The sequence below is a fragment of the Parvularculales bacterium genome (assembly GCA_036881865.1).
In the GTDB taxonomy this organism is placed as follows: Bacteria; Pseudomonadota; Alphaproteobacteria; order JAPOUT01; family JBAJNM01; genus JBAJNM01.
The window spans coordinates 1-13,159 of the sequence record JBAJNM010000064.1 but is presented as its reverse complement, the minus strand read 5'-3'; the positions used below and the strand labels follow the sequence as shown (position 1 = coordinate 13,159).

The following is a 13,159-nucleotide window of genomic DNA, read 5'->3' as shown; positions in this document are numbered from 1 at the left end:
TATCGTTGACGGTGTCCGGATCGAAAACAGCAGACATCTGAAAACCGGGAATTGACGGATCAGCATAGGGCAGATTGGAGAAAAAATATACGCTCCCCCAACCACATCCGATCAGTAGAAATAGCCCAGACCCTTTTCTTTGGCCACATCGACCCATGACGGAACAAAAGGTATAATCACATCCTGTGATGGCACCGTGATCTCAATGAAATTAGCGCCCGGATTGGCCAGCGCCCTCTCCAGTGTCTCCCTGATTTGACTCTCAGACGTGATCCGCACCGCCTCAAACCCAAAGCCTTCAGCAACCATGCAGTAGTCGACGGCATTGAAGTCGGTGACCCAGGGTTCGTTGACGTCATCCAGCAGGATCGCTTCACCGCGGATCCACCCGAATGTGTCATTGCGCGTCAGAATGATCGTGATGTTTTTCCCGCTGCGCTTGATCGTCTCCATGTCCCCGATGACAAACCCGATCGAGCCGTCGCCGGTGAAGGAGACCACCGGCCCGTCACCGGCATAGAGCGCTCCGAGACCGGCGGGGACGGAATAGCCCAGTGCCCCCATGGAGTAGTTGGTAATGTATCTCCGGCCGGGTTTTCTGACCGACAATAACGCTGAGGGGTAAATTGCCGCAACGCCCGGCTCGGCTGTGACGATCGCATCATCGGGCAGAATTTCATCAAGGGCCTGGGTCAGTTTCACCGGAGAAAGCGTTCCCTTGGGCATTTTGATGTTTGAATTGAAAACCGCATCGAGTGCCGTCTTTTTCACCGGGTTGAGGTCAACGGGCTCAGGGTTCAAATCCGGATGCTCCACCCTGATGCGTTCGACCATATACTCAATCGTGGCCCTGGCATCACCGACCATGCCGACTTCAAGCGGGAAGTTGTTGCCGATATGGGCTTCAGCGATGTCCAGATGCATGAAGGTCTTGGACTCCGGGGCGCCATAGAGTGTCCAGTGGTTCGTCCCGCTGGAATCCGTGTTTGTCCCCACAAAGAACACCGTGTCTGCGCCTTTGACATAATCGTTTGAATACTGCATCCCTCCCCGTGAGCCGATGACGCGCAGGGACAGCGGATGGGTTTCAGGGATCGTGCCCTTGCCCGCTGTCGTTGTTGCCACGGGGATTTGCAGCAGTTCCGCAAGGGCAAGGATTGCATCCGTCGCCTTTGAAATCAGCCCGCCCTGGCCGCAGACAATGACCGGTTTTTCCGATTTGATCAGAACATCGATGGCGGCACTGATTTTGCCGTGATCGGCAACAGGGCGGTGTGCCGGGTAGGATGCGTATTCGGATTCGGCATAGAGATCATCAACCTCGGCTTTTTCATTAAAGATGTTGATGGGCACCCGGATGTGAACCGGGGCGGGACGGCCTGACGTGGCAACACGGAAGGCCCGGCGCATCAGAAAAGGGATTTCCCGCACAGTCGTCACCGTGAAGGATTCCTTTGAGACGGAATCATAGAGTGCGGTCTGGTCGAGACCCGTCAATCCGTGCCTCTTGTCCTGATTGATCGGGATGTCCGAGCTGAAAAAGATAATCGGCACCGAGCTGAGGAAGGCCTCGGCCATGCCGGGGGTGCAATGCGTCACACCCGGGCTGGGGGCCTCAAGCACCGCCGGACGGCCGGTGATTTTGGCATAGGCTTCTGCGGCATAGGATGCTGTCCGCTCATCCCGGGTGAGCACATATTCGATATCGGAATGTTCCTTCCAGCGGTCATACCAGCCGATCGTGGTCTCCCCGGGCAGCCCGAAGACATGCTTGACCCCGTGGAGTTCCAGCATCTTCAGGATGACCTGTCCGCCCTTCATCCCCAGTGTGTTGTCAGGTGTGTTGTCAGGTGTGTTGTCAGATTTCATAACCCGTCCTTCATAATCCGTCCTTCGAAATACTTATCAAAACATACGGTGCATGTTCCGAATGACCACCATCCCGGCCCGTCTCAGGCGAGCACATCGGCAACGGCGAATTTCCCGAGCGCATCCGGGCTGACCTCAACACCCAGCCCCGGCCCTTCCGGAACATGGACCCGGCCCTTTTCGGCCGGGAAGGGATCCGTTAAGATGTCCTCCTGCGCATAGTAGGTGGCCATGTAGAATTCACATCCAAGGGTCAGGTCCGGGACCGCGGCCATGAGATGGGCGCCGGCCGTATGGGCGAGACCCGTTTCAAACATGCATCCCCCATAAACCTCTATCCCGGCGGCACGCGCGATCGCAGCCACTTCCAGCGCCCGCCTGATGCCGCCCGACTTCATGATTTTGAGCGAGAAAATGTCCGCGAGCCGGATTTGCGCGCCATGCAATGCCGAGCGGGGGTCAAAGACGCTTTCATCGGCCATGATCGGCGTGTCAATGACATGTGCGATATGGGCGAGAGAGTCCCGTTCATGCATTTTGACCGGCTGCTCAATAAAGGTTGGCCGGAACGGCTCAAGGTCGCGAATGCGCCGGATCGCATCGAATGCCGGCAGTCCCTGATTGTAGTCGATGCGGAGATCAATCTCATCGCCGTAGGTTTTGCGGAGCTTTTCCATCCGCATCACATCGAAGGCGTGTTCCGCAAACCCGGTCTTGATCTTAAAGATACGGACACCGTCATCCCACAGGGCCGCGATATCGTTGAGGTCATCGGCAAAATCAGGGTTGGCGACGGAAAAGCTCATGCCCATATCCTCCCGCATCCTGCCGCCCACAAGTTCGCAAACCGACAGCCCGGAAACCTTCCCGGTGATGTCGAGAAGCGCCATCTCAAGGGCCGCCTTTGCCTCCGGATGACCGACGATGACCTTGTCCGCCCTGCTCAGATGTGCTTCGACCTGAACCGGGTCCCGGCCAATCAGATGGGGGCGCAGATGGACATGCAGTGCGGCCGCGCATCCTTCGGCAGTGCCGGTGAAGACCGGCCACGGCGAGGCTTCCCCCCAGCCCGTCAGTCCGCTATCGGTCAGAACCTCAAGGATGACCACGTGGATTCCGGCGACATCGCCGCTTCCATGGGAATGGACGGTCTTTGCCGGAATGTTGATCTGATGAACGCGGATGGTCTCGATCTTATGTCCGCTTTTGCCCTTCGCTTCACCCCGGGGCATGTCAGCGGCAGCCATGCTTGTCACATCCGGCATCGTGCCTGTCCTGTCTGAGAGGGACGGAACTTGACTCTTCAATACCCATCATCACGGCCTGTTTCTCATATTGTCAGGAAGATAGGTAGCCAGTTCCGGGAAAGTGACCAGAATGAACACCATCAGGACCATGAGCGCAAATAACGGCAATGCCGTTTTGGAGACATAACCCATCTCGTGTTTCGTCAGGCCCTGCATCACGAACAGGTTGAACCCGATCGGCGGTGTGATCTGTGCCATTTCAACCACAATGACGATGAAGATACCGAACCAGCTCAGGTCAATGCCGGCAGCCACGACCATGGGCTGGACAATCGCCATGGTGAGAACGACCGATGAAATCCCGTCAAGGAACATGCCCAGAATGATGTAAAAGATCATCAGCGCCATCAGAAGCTCAAAGCGGGAGAGCTGAAGCTTGTCAATGAACTCTGCGAGGTCCCTTGGCAGGCCGGTGAACCCCATCGCCAAGGTCAGCGTGATAGCGCCCATCAGGATGAAGGCGATCATCGCCGATGTCCGTGTTGCCCCCAGAAGGCTGTCGATGAAGGACTTCCATGTTAGGGAGCCCTGGGCGGCGGCGAGGAAAAGGGCGCCCATGACGCCGATGGATGCGGCCTCCGTCGCCGTGGCCCAGCCGCCATACATCGAGCCGATCACCACTATAATGAGCATGATAATGGGGATCAGGAAGCGGCTTTCGTTGACTTTCTCCCTGAAGGTCATGGGATCGGCGATTTTCGGAACCTCTTTCGGGCGCAGGAACGACCAGCCCGCCACATAGGTCATGAACAGTCCCGCCAGCACCAGGCCCGGGACGATTCCGGCGATGAACAGCCGGGAGATCGATTGCTCCACCGCCACCCCGTAAACGATCAGGGTCAGTGAAGGCGGGATCATCAGCCCCAGCGTTGCTGCGCCCGTGAGAGTGCCGATGATCATGTATTCAGGGTATTTGCGCTTTCGAAGCTCGGGGATGGACATCTTGCCAACGGTGGTCAGCGTTGCCGCCGAAGAACCGGACACGGCGGCGAAGATGGTGCAGCCCACGATGTTGACGTGAACCAGCCCGCCGGGCAGGCGCTGCATCCAGGGGCTGAGCCCCCTGAACATGTCCTGGGATAATCGGCTTCGAAACAGGATTTCACCCATCCAGATGAAAAGGGGAAGGGCTGTTAATGTCCAGCTGGACGAACCGGTCCAGATTCTTGTGAGCATCGCATCACCGGCGGGCCGGGTGGTGAACATCTCAAGGCCCAGATAGGCGACGCCGAAAAGCGCGAGGGCGACCCAGACGCCTGTTCCCAGAAAAAGAAACAGGACAAAGAGAAAGATTAAACTGAGATAGAACTCTTCCATGATCTCTATCCCGCCAACTGGTCAGTGCGGATAGGACGAATGTTGTCCTTGCCGGTGAAGAGGATTGTGATGAGGTTGTCCAATGTGCAGATGGCCAGGATGATTGTGCCGACGGCCATTGACATCTGGGGGATCCAGATCGGCCAAGCGTCCTGACCCTGGCTGATGTCGTTGAAGATGTAACTTTGATAGGTCAGCTTGGCGGCGTAATAGGCGAAGCTGCATGACAGGAAACTGGCAATGATCCAGCACCAGATATCGAGCCATTTCCGGCGGTCACCGAGCGCATTCAAAAGCAGGTTGACACGAATATGCGTGCCGGCGTTCAGGGTGTAGGGGAGGGCCAGAAATGACGCCGCCGCCATGCAATACCCCGTGAAATCCGGGGCGCCGACAAAAATTTCACCGCTCCACCGTGCCACCATTTGCACGGCCACAAAGAAAAGGATCAGCACCAGAAACACAGCGCCGGTATAGCCTGCGATTCTATACAGGTTGTCCAGTGCCGCCCTGAGTGCCCGAAGCAACGCCATGAGGATCTCCCTTCATCAAAAGTCCGGATTGAAAGGTCCGGGCTGAAAAGTCCGGCAGCCGGTTGGGCTGCCGGACTGTGTTGTTTTGGACGATTACCGGGACTTGAAAGCGTCGACGAGCTTTTTGCCTGCCGGTCCCGTTGTTTCAAGCCATTCAGCGGTCATGGTCTCACCGATCTTGCGAAGCTCGGCGGCGAGGGCATCACTGACCGGACCTGTTGTCATGCCATTGGCGGCAAGCTGCCCGACGGTGAACTCATTATATTGTATCGAGCGCCAGTCGCCGGCATATTCGGCAAGGGCTGCACAACCGTTCATGACATGCTGGATGTCGTCATCCAGATCATCCCAGGCATCCGCATTAACAAGAACGTAGTTGCGCGGCAGCCAGGCATTTGCTGAATAATAGTGCGACAGGCTCTCCCAGACCTTGCGGTCATAGCCGGTCGATCCCGATGACACCATGCCCTGTGCTACACCTGTTGCAAAAGCCTGACTGATCTCTGCCGCTTCAATCTGAACAGGCAGCATGCCGGCCAGTTCGGCCATCCTTGCACTTGCGGTATTATAGGCGCGGAATTTTATGCCTTTTGCGTCGGCCAGCGTATTCACCTCGCGGTCGAAATACAAACCCTGTGCGGGCCAGGGGACTGAATACAGAAGATGCAGGTTCTGATCTTCAAGGATATCCGTCAGCGGCTCTTTTGCCAGCTCCCAGAGGGCCTCTGAATCTTCAAATGAAGTGGCCAGGAAAGGAACCGAGTCAAAGCCGAACATGGCGTTCTCGTTCTGGTGTGCGGAGAGCAGCCGCTCGCCGATATTGACCTGTCCGGTCTGAATGGCACGCTTGATTTCGGAACCCGAAAAGAGCGAGCCGCCGGGATGCGTCTGGATCTTCAGATCGCCTTCCGTCCCCAGTGTGACGCATTCGGCGAATTTGGCGCCCGTCACAGAGTGGAAGTTTGTGGCGGAATAAGCCATGGGCATATCCCAGGTCTCGGCCTGTGCCGCCACAGCGGATGCTCCGGCAATCGCCATCGCGGCTATTGTTGTTTTGATGAATTTTGACATTTTGTCCTCCTTGGTCATGTCTGGCTCCCCCCCTTATGAAGGGAAGATTTGTCGTGGTATTCAGTATTCTTAGCATCATATTCCCTGATACTGCCATGCTTCCCCTGTGAAGGGAAGTTCTTGTGCCTGAAAATCAGGGCCGCACCCGGCCCATGGACTTTCAGCGGGCTTTCAGTGGGCTTTCCGGTTGATATTGGCGGGGTGTTTGTGACGGGACTGGCCAGAATGCGGCCCTGCCCATCAATGACGGGGGTCGCTTAACGCACCGGGAAACTGATCGGGGACGAGGGCCTGCTGAAACCAGTGCAAAAAACTGTATATGGAAAAGACGGGCAGGCCGGTGGCTGTCCTGATGTCATGCGCATAGGGAGTCATGTTGGTGCATTCCAGGACGATGGCGCCAACATCCTTGTGATCGGTTGTGAGTTTTGTTGCGGCATCCAGCATGTCAAGTCGGCAGGCCTCAAAGTCAAGCTCCTCAGCATCGGAGAGGATGCCCTGGGTGAACTCACGGCCCTCATCCGTTCCTTCGATGGGCGTGTCCGGGGGCACATGGCACGCTTTCAGGTGATCGGCAGACAGCGTGGCCTTTGATATTGTCAGAATACCCGCCCTTTGGTTGCCGGGAAGCAGTGACTGAACCATCGGGACCTGCATGAGGGAGGATGTTGCGACCGGCACCTTCACCGCGTCTTTAAGCTCATCCTGCATGAGCGCGAGGAAACCGCAATTGGTTGTGATCCCGTCGCATCCGCAGGCCACCAGATTTTCGGCGGCAGCGATAAAATCGTCAATCAGGACCCGCGGGTCCTCACGCACGACCTTGTGCGGTGTTGCGCCTTTGACAACGTGAAACTGTACGGGAAAGGGCCATGTCGTGGCATTGCCGATATCCCCCGGGATTCTCGGGAATTTGGTTTCAAGCATCAGAATGCCGATACTGGCCCCGTAAACCGTCTTGCCGCCGAATTGAGTGTTTTTCGTCCAAGTCCTGTTCATATGATGATGTGCCCTGGGTCAATAATGGGTCAATGATGTTTCCGGAAATACGAGCATCAATGCCGCCTTTTGATCTGTAGGCAAAACGGGGGGATATTGCAACACCTTCCTGAAAGGCATGAGGCTGCGGGAAGCCCCCGGAAAGACTCCGGAAAGACCCGGCCTTCCCGAAATAAAACTCTTGCATAATCAAGAAATAAAATTCAGAGTTTAAGGCAGATCAAAGACTTTAAGCATCCAATATAAGCATCCTGAGGGGGTCGAAATGAAACGCGCAATTATTGCAATTTTGGTGATCGTCGCTGCATCATCACTGATATACCTGTACACGGCGACAGATGACGGTGCCGGTAAGCAGGGCGGGACCCTGATCTGGGCCGTCCAGAACACGCCGCGCCACCTGAATCCGGCGGTTCAGTCCGGCATCGCCACAGGAGAGCCCGGAACGCAGATCTTTGCTGCGCCGCTCCGCTATGACGAGGACTGGACACCACAGCCTTATCTCGCGGAAGACTGGTCGACATCCGATGACGGCCTGACCGTAACCCTGAACCTCGTCAAAGGGGCGACATTCCATGACGGTGAGCCTATCACTTCCTCAGATGTGGCCTTCTCCATCAAAACCGTTCAGGAAAACCATCCCTTCAAGACGATGTTCGCCCCGGTTGCATCGGTTGACACCCCGGATGAGCATACGGCGGTGATCAATCTCAGAAAACCGCATCCGGCTCTGCTGCTGGCCATGTCATCGCAGCTGTTGCCGATCATCCCCGAACATGTCTATGGTGATGGTCAGGATCCGAAATCACATCCGGCAAACTCCGAGGGTGTTGTCGGCTCGGGCCCCTTCAAGCTGGTTGAGTTCAAGCGTGACCAGCACATCATCCTTGAGAAGAACGAGAACTTCTTCATTGAAGGCCGCCCGCTCCTCGATAAAATCGTGATGCGAATCATCAAGGACGGGGCGGCGCGCACCATCGCCCTTGAGACGGGTGAAGCGCATCTCTCCGGGTTTGAGCAGAATCCGCGCGATATCAACCGCCTCAAATCGGCATCCGGCGTCAAGGCCACCAGCGGGGGCACCGCCTATGCCGCCATCGGCCCGATCGCATGGCTGGCATTCAACACCGCCTCCGACGGCCCCACATCCAATAAGAAGGTCCGTCAGGCGATTGCCTATGCGGTCGACCGCGATTTCATCAACAATGAGATCATGCTAAAGACATCGACGCCGGCCCTGACCGGAATCCACCCGGGCTCGCCGTTCTTCGAGGACGATGTTGAAACCTACGACCTTGACCTTGATAAGGCCAATGCGCTTCTTGACGAGGCGGGCTACCCGCGCGGGGATGACGGAAACCGTTTCCAGCTGACGCTCGATTACGGCTGGGCCGGCATCAAGGCGCAGGCCGAATACATCAAGCCGCAGCTGAAGAAGGTCGGCATTGATGTTGTCATCCGCTCTTCACCGGCCTTCCCGACCTGGGCCAGCCGTGTCAGCAACTATGAGTTTGACATGACGTGGGATGTTGTCTTCAACTGGGGCGACCCGGTGATCGGTGTGCACCGCACATACCAGTCCAGCAACATCAAAAAAGGCGTCATCTGGTCAAACACCCAGGGCTATGCCAATGCCCGTGTTGACGAGCTTCTGGAAATGGCCGGCAGTGAAACCGATACGAAAAAGCGCAGGGAGCTTTATGCCGAATTCCAGCAGATCGTCGCTGACGACCTGCCGGTCTACTGGGCTTACGCCCTGCCATACCACACGATCCACTCAGACAAGCTGGGCAATCCGCCCGTCGGCATCTGGGCAACGGTCTCACCGCTGGACAGGGTTTACATCAACTAGCCTTTAAGGGAGGGCGCTGCTCAGGCGGGGCCTTCCCCTCCCCCGGCATGTGATGGCATTACTGAAACAAATCCTGACCCGAATTGGCTATGCGGCGGCCTTGCTGCTGGCCGTTGTCATTCTCAATTTCTTTCTCATCCATATCGCCCCCGGGGATATTGCCGATACGATTGCCGGCGACATGGGCGGGGCGACGGCCGAAGTCATGGACCCGATCAGGATCGATTACGGCCTTGACCGACCCTTCATCGTCCAGCTGGGGCTGTCTCTCTGGAATGTGCTGCATTTCGATTTCGGCTACAGCTTTTTCTTCAACACGCCGGTGACAAGCCTGATCGCCGAACGGCTGCCGGCAACATTGCTGCTGGTCTTCACCGCACAGATTCTGGCCCTCGTCATCGGTGTCGTTCTGGGGGTCATTTCCGCCAGGAAACCCCATGGCATGCTCTCGCATTTCGTCACCTTTCTGGCGCTGTTCGGATTTTCCGCTCCCGTCTTCTGGACGGGAATCATGCTGCTGATCTCCTTCTCCCTGATCCTGCCCCTCTTCCCGGTGGCGGGGATGGTCGATGTCATCCTCTTCGATGCCCCCGTCTGGAGGCGGGTTCTTGATGTCGCGCATCACCTGTTCCTGCCGGCACTGACCCTGGCCTCGATTTTCCTTGCGCTGTATAGCCGCCTCTGCCGCGCCAGCATGCTTGAAGTGCTGGGCTCGGACTATATCAGGACGGCCCGGGCCAAAGGTCTTTCCGAGGGGGAGATCATCTATAAACACGCGCTGAAAAACGCGCTGGGCCCTGTCGTGACACTGGCGGGACTGCAGTTCTCCGCCGTGGTCTCGGGCGCGGTTCTCGTTGAAACCGTTTTCAGCTGGCCGGGGCTGGGCACATTGGCGCTTCAGTCCATTCTGGCGCGCGACACCCCGACGATTTTGGGGATTCTGTTTTTCTCGGCTCTGGTGGTGATTATCGGCAATTTGCTGACGGATCTCACCCTGCGTCTGATTGACCCCCGCATCAACAGCAGGGGGGGATGATCATGGCCGGCGGGAAAATGACATTGCAGGGCGAGGCCCAGCACCGCGAAGAGACCAACCTCGTCGCCGCCCGTCACCCGGCGATGGAAGTGTGGCTCATGTTCATTGCCAACCGTGCCGCTCTTGTGGCCATGGTGGTCCTGCTGGCGGTGGTGCTGGCGGCCGTCTTCGGCCCCGTCTTCTATACGACCGGCCCCTTTGAGCTGGTCTCACCGCCCTTCACATCCCCCGGCAGGGAGGGCTTTATCCTGGGCACGGACTATCTGGGGCGCGACCTCCTCGCAGGCCTGCTCCATGGCGGCCGCGTTTCCATCATGATCGGCCTTGTCGCCGCCTTGATGAGCGTGTTCATCGGGATCACCTTCGGTGCCCTTGCCGGATATTACCGCGGCTATACGGAAGAGGTTCTGATGCGGATCACCGAATTCTTCCAGGTCCTGCCTACCCTGCTCTTCTCCATGGTCATTGTCGCCCTGTTCGGCGCATCACTGGTGGTGATCACGATCGCGATCGGACTGGTCAGCTGGACCGCGGTGGCCCGGATCACGCGCGGTGAATTCCTGCGCATCAGGGAGCTTGAATATGTCACCGCCTCTAGGTCGGCGGGGGCGACGGACCTGAAACTGATCTTTCAGGTGATTTTGCCCAATGCCCTGCCGCCAATCATCGTCCAGGCCGCCCTCATGGTGGGGTCGGCCATCCTGTTTGAGGCCGGGCTCGCCTTCCTCGGTCTCAGCGACCCCAATGTCGTCAGCTGGGGGCAGATCATCGGTTCGAACCGGACATATTTTCTCAGTCACAGCTACGCCGTGACGATCCCCGGCCTTGCGATCTTCATCACCGTGCTGGCGATCTCCCTCATTGGCGATGGCCTGAATGACGCGCTCAACCCGAAACTGAGGCGGCGGTAGATGACAGAGACACTGCTTGAGGTGAAAAACCTGCGGGTTGATTTCAACACAAGAGGGGGCGTCGTCCCCGTCCTTGACGACCTCACTTTCAGTCTGGGCCGCGGGGAGAGGATCGGCTTTGTCGGAGAATCGGGTTGCGGGAAATCGATGACCGCCCTCGCCCTGATGGGGCTTCTGCCCGCGCTGGGCCGCATCGCCTCAGGTCAGATTCTGTTCAAGGGACAGGATATTGCCAAAGCGGATGAAAGCCGCATGCAGGATTTGCGCGGCAATGAAATCTCAATGATTTTCCAGGAACCCATGACATCGCTGAATCCGGTCTTCACCATCGGCAACCAGATCGCAGAAGTGCTTGAGCGGCATCGCGGGATGGGCCGGGATGAGGCGCTGACGACGGCGGCCGATTTGCTCGATGCCGTTAAAATCCCCGATGCCAAAAGCCGCCTCGGCCAGTACCCCCACCAGATGTCAGGGGGGCAGCGCCAGCGTGTGATGATTGCCGTGGCGCTGGCCTGCGAGCCTGAGATCCTCATTGCGGATGAGCCGACAACCGCCCTTGATGTGACGGTGCAGGCCGAGATTTTTGATTTGCTTCTCGATATTGGGGCCCGCACGGACACGGCCATGATTCTGATCACTCATGATATAGGAGCGGTGAAGCAAATGGCGCAACGGATGCTGGTGATGTACGCTGGCCGCAAGGTTGAGGAAGGCACGGTCGAGCAGATCATCCGCGCACCGGCCCATCCCTATACCAAGGGGCTGATCTCCTGTGTGCCGTATATCCGCACGAGGGCGGCGTCTGTGCCCGAAACCCTGCCTGAAATTGACGGTATCGTCCCGGACATCACGAGCTTCGGGCAGGACCATTGCCTGTTCGCGCCGCGATGCGACCGGCTGTCCCAGCAATGCCTTGACAAGAAGCCCGGCCATCACCCCGCCGCCAAATCCGCCGCCAAAGCCGCCGCCAAAGCCGCCGCCAAATCCGCCGGGCATTCGGTCTCATGCTGGCATCCGCATGGAGGGGGGAAATGACGGCATCATCACCTCTCTTATCGGTGCGCAATCTTTCCGTTCGTTTCGGGCTGAAGGTGCGTGATGACAAAGGCAAACGCAAAAGCCTGCTCGCCGTCGATGATGTCAGCTTTGACATCCCCCGGGGCAAGACGCTGGGTATCGTTGGCGAGTCAGGTTCGGGGAAAACGACGGCGGCCCTGGCGGTGGCGCGGCTTGTGGAGAAGGAGCAGGGCCAGATCCTGCTCGACGGCGAGGATTTCGGGGGACTTGTCGGCGATATGCTGCGGGTGGCCCGGCAGCGTGTCCAGATCATTTTCCAGGATCCCTACTCATCGCTGAACCCGCGGCTGCGAGCCGAAGACATTGTCCGGGAGCCGCTTCAGCATGCCGGCCAGACAAGTCGCTCAGAACAGGACGGGATCATTGATGAGCTGTTCCAGGCCGTGGGGCTGCGCGCAGAGCAGAAACGCCTCTTTCCCCATCAGTTCTCCGGCGGCCAGCGACAGCGTATCGGGATCGCGCGCGCGCTCGCCCCGCGGCCCTCCGTTGTGATTTGCGATGAACCTGTCTCCGCCCTTGATGTTGCCGTTCAGGCGCAGATCCTGAACCTGCTCAAAACCCTGCAGGAGAAGTTCAATCTGACCTATCTGTTCATCTCCCACGATCTGGGCGTGATCCAGCATATGTGTGATGACATCGCGGTGATGTATATGGGGCAGATTGTCGAACGGGCTGAGCGCAAGCCGTTCTTCACCCGGCAGAAGCACCCTTACAGCAGCGCCCTGCTTTCCGCTGTGCCCGGTATCGATGACCGTGACCCCGCAGCGGAACGCCAGGATATCTCAGGCCCGCTGCCGGACCTCACCGTCCCGCAGACCGGATGCCGCTTTGCGGGCCGATGCCCCCTCGTTGAAGACCGGTGCCGGCAGTCAGTGCCAAAACTCTTGCCTGAACAAGGCGCCCACCGCACCGCCTGCCATCTGGCGGGGAGCGAGGCGTCCTGAAACCGGGATTCTACATCCCGGCGCTGTAGGGGCTGAACCCGATTTTGCACAAGGCCCCTGAGACGGCATCGGGCTCATCCGGCGCGATGACGATCAGCCGGCTGCGGTCGATATCCTTTTGCGCAATCGTGCTGCCGACAGGGCTGATGTCGATATGGCGACCGGTCTGCTGCCAGACCATGGGCCGGGACTCCTCCGTGAAGTGGATGATACCCTTCCCGCGCAGAATATCCCGGCTGAATT

12 protein-coding genes are annotated in these 13,159 nt (G+C 58.0%); 5 read left to right on the top strand and 7 right to left on the bottom strand.

Annotated elements, in window-relative coordinates; translation table 11 throughout:
• Positions 1 to 111 precede the first annotated feature (111 nt).
• The 6 genes from V6Z81_10065 to V6Z81_10040 form a co-directional block, all read right to left on the bottom strand.
• Complete coding sequence (locus V6Z81_10065; GenBank protein MEG9862810.1) at positions 112 to 1,869, bottom strand: thiamine pyrophosphate-binding protein; 1,758 nt, start codon at positions 1,867 to 1,869, stop codon at positions 112 to 114.
• Between the two features lie 83 nt (positions 1,870 to 1,952).
• Complete coding sequence (locus tag V6Z81_10060) at positions 1,953 to 3,134, bottom strand: enolase C-terminal domain-like protein (protein ID MEG9862809.1); 1,182 nt, start codon at positions 3,132 to 3,134, stop codon at positions 1,953 to 1,955.
• A 51-nt stretch (positions 3,135 to 3,185) separates the two neighbouring features.
• Positions 3,186 to 4,493 (bottom strand): TRAP transporter large permease subunit, encoded by a 1,308-nt coding sequence (locus tag V6Z81_10055; protein ID MEG9862808.1) that lies wholly within the window; start codon positions 4,491 to 4,493, stop codon positions 3,186 to 3,188.
• A gap of 5 nt (positions 4,494 to 4,498) precedes the next feature.
• Positions 4,499 to 5,026, bottom strand: coding sequence for a TRAP transporter small permease subunit (locus V6Z81_10050; GenBank protein MEG9862807.1), 528 nt, complete (start codon positions 5,024 to 5,026; stop codon positions 4,499 to 4,501).
• A gap of 93 nt (positions 5,027 to 5,119) precedes the next feature.
• On the bottom strand, positions 5,120 to 6,115 hold the full coding sequence (locus V6Z81_10045; protein MEG9862806.1) for a TRAP transporter substrate-binding protein: 996 nt from the start codon (positions 6,113 to 6,115) through the stop codon (positions 5,120 to 5,122).
• 222 nt (positions 6,116 to 6,337) lie between these two features.
• Positions 6,338 to 7,096, bottom strand: a complete 759-nt coding sequence (locus V6Z81_10040; protein MEG9862805.1) for an aspartate/glutamate racemase family protein — start codon at positions 7,094 to 7,096, stop codon at positions 6,338 to 6,340.
• Between the two features lie 265 nt (positions 7,097 to 7,361).
• Here V6Z81_10040 and V6Z81_10035 point away from each other — a divergent pair, with 265 nt between their 5' ends.
• The 5 genes from V6Z81_10035 to V6Z81_10015 are packed head-to-tail and all read left to right on the top strand — an operon-like array spanning position 7,362 to position 12,916.
• Complete coding sequence (locus tag V6Z81_10035; protein MEG9862804.1) at positions 7,362 to 8,948, top strand: ABC transporter substrate-binding protein; 1,587 nt, start codon at positions 7,362 to 7,364, stop codon at positions 8,946 to 8,948.
• 52 nt (positions 8,949 to 9,000) lie between these two features.
• Entirely contained in the window at positions 9,001 to 9,984 is a 984-nt protein-coding gene (locus V6Z81_10030) for an ABC transporter permease (protein ID MEG9862803.1), read from the top strand.
• A complete protein-coding gene (locus tag V6Z81_10025) occupies positions 9,981 to 10,895 on the top strand; it encodes an ABC transporter permease (GenBank protein MEG9862802.1) in 915 nt (304 codons plus the stop codon). The genes V6Z81_10030 and V6Z81_10025 overlap by 4 nt, the downstream gene beginning before the upstream one ends.
• Positions 10,896 to 11,930 carry an ABC transporter ATP-binding protein gene (locus V6Z81_10020; GenBank protein ID MEG9862801.1) on the top strand — a complete coding sequence of 345 codons (1,035 nt, stop codon included), beginning with the start codon at positions 10,896 to 10,898 and terminating at the stop codon, positions 11,928 to 11,930. It begins immediately after the preceding gene.
• Positions 11,927 to 12,916: an ABC transporter ATP-binding protein gene (locus tag V6Z81_10015; protein MEG9862800.1), complete on the top strand. Its 990-nt coding sequence runs from the start codon at positions 11,927 to 11,929 to the stop codon at positions 12,914 to 12,916. Before V6Z81_10020 ends, V6Z81_10015 begins: the two co-directional genes overlap by 4 nt.
• 10 nt (positions 12,917 to 12,926) lie before the next feature.
• On the opposite strand, the gene V6Z81_10010 is transcribed toward V6Z81_10015, so the two are convergent.
• Positions 12,927 to 13,159: GTP-binding protein (locus V6Z81_10010; GenBank protein MEG9862799.1), on the bottom strand; the 233-nt coding region annotated here is incomplete at its 5' end.

Bases quoted from the DNA above. Each gene is read 5' to 3' on its own strand.
- V6Z81_10065 (MEG9862810.1), bottom strand. From the start codon at position 1,869: ATGAAATCTGACAACACACCTGACAACACACCTGACAACACACTGGGG.
- V6Z81_10060 (MEG9862809.1), bottom strand. From the start codon at position 3,134: ATGCCGGATGTGACAAGCATGGCTGCCGCTGACATGCCCCGGGGTGAA.
- V6Z81_10055 (MEG9862808.1), bottom strand. From the start codon at position 4,493: ATGGAAGAGTTCTATCTCAGTTTAATCTTTCTCTTTGTCCTGTTTCTT.
- V6Z81_10050 (MEG9862807.1), bottom strand. From the start codon at position 5,026: ATGGCGTTGCTTCGGGCACTCAGGGCGGCACTGGACAACCTGTATAGA.
- V6Z81_10045 (MEG9862806.1), bottom strand. From the start codon at position 6,115: ATGACCAAGGAGGACAAAATGTCAAAATTCATCAAAACAACAATAGCC.
- V6Z81_10040 (MEG9862805.1), bottom strand. From the start codon at position 7,096: ATGAACAGGACTTGGACGAAAAACACTCAATTCGGCGGCAAGACGGTT.
- V6Z81_10035 (MEG9862804.1), top strand. From the start codon at position 7,362: ATGAAACGCGCAATTATTGCAATTTTGGTGATCGTCGCTGCATCATCA.
- V6Z81_10030 (MEG9862803.1), top strand. From the start codon at position 9,001: ATGGCATTACTGAAACAAATCCTGACCCGAATTGGCTATGCGGCGGCC.
- V6Z81_10025 (MEG9862802.1), top strand. From the start codon at position 9,981: ATGATCATGGCCGGCGGGAAAATGACATTGCAGGGCGAGGCCCAGCAC.
- V6Z81_10020 (MEG9862801.1), top strand. From the start codon at position 10,896: ATGACAGAGACACTGCTTGAGGTGAAAAACCTGCGGGTTGATTTCAAC.
- V6Z81_10015 (MEG9862800.1), top strand. From the start codon at position 11,927: ATGACGGCATCATCACCTCTCTTATCGGTGCGCAATCTTTCCGTTCGT.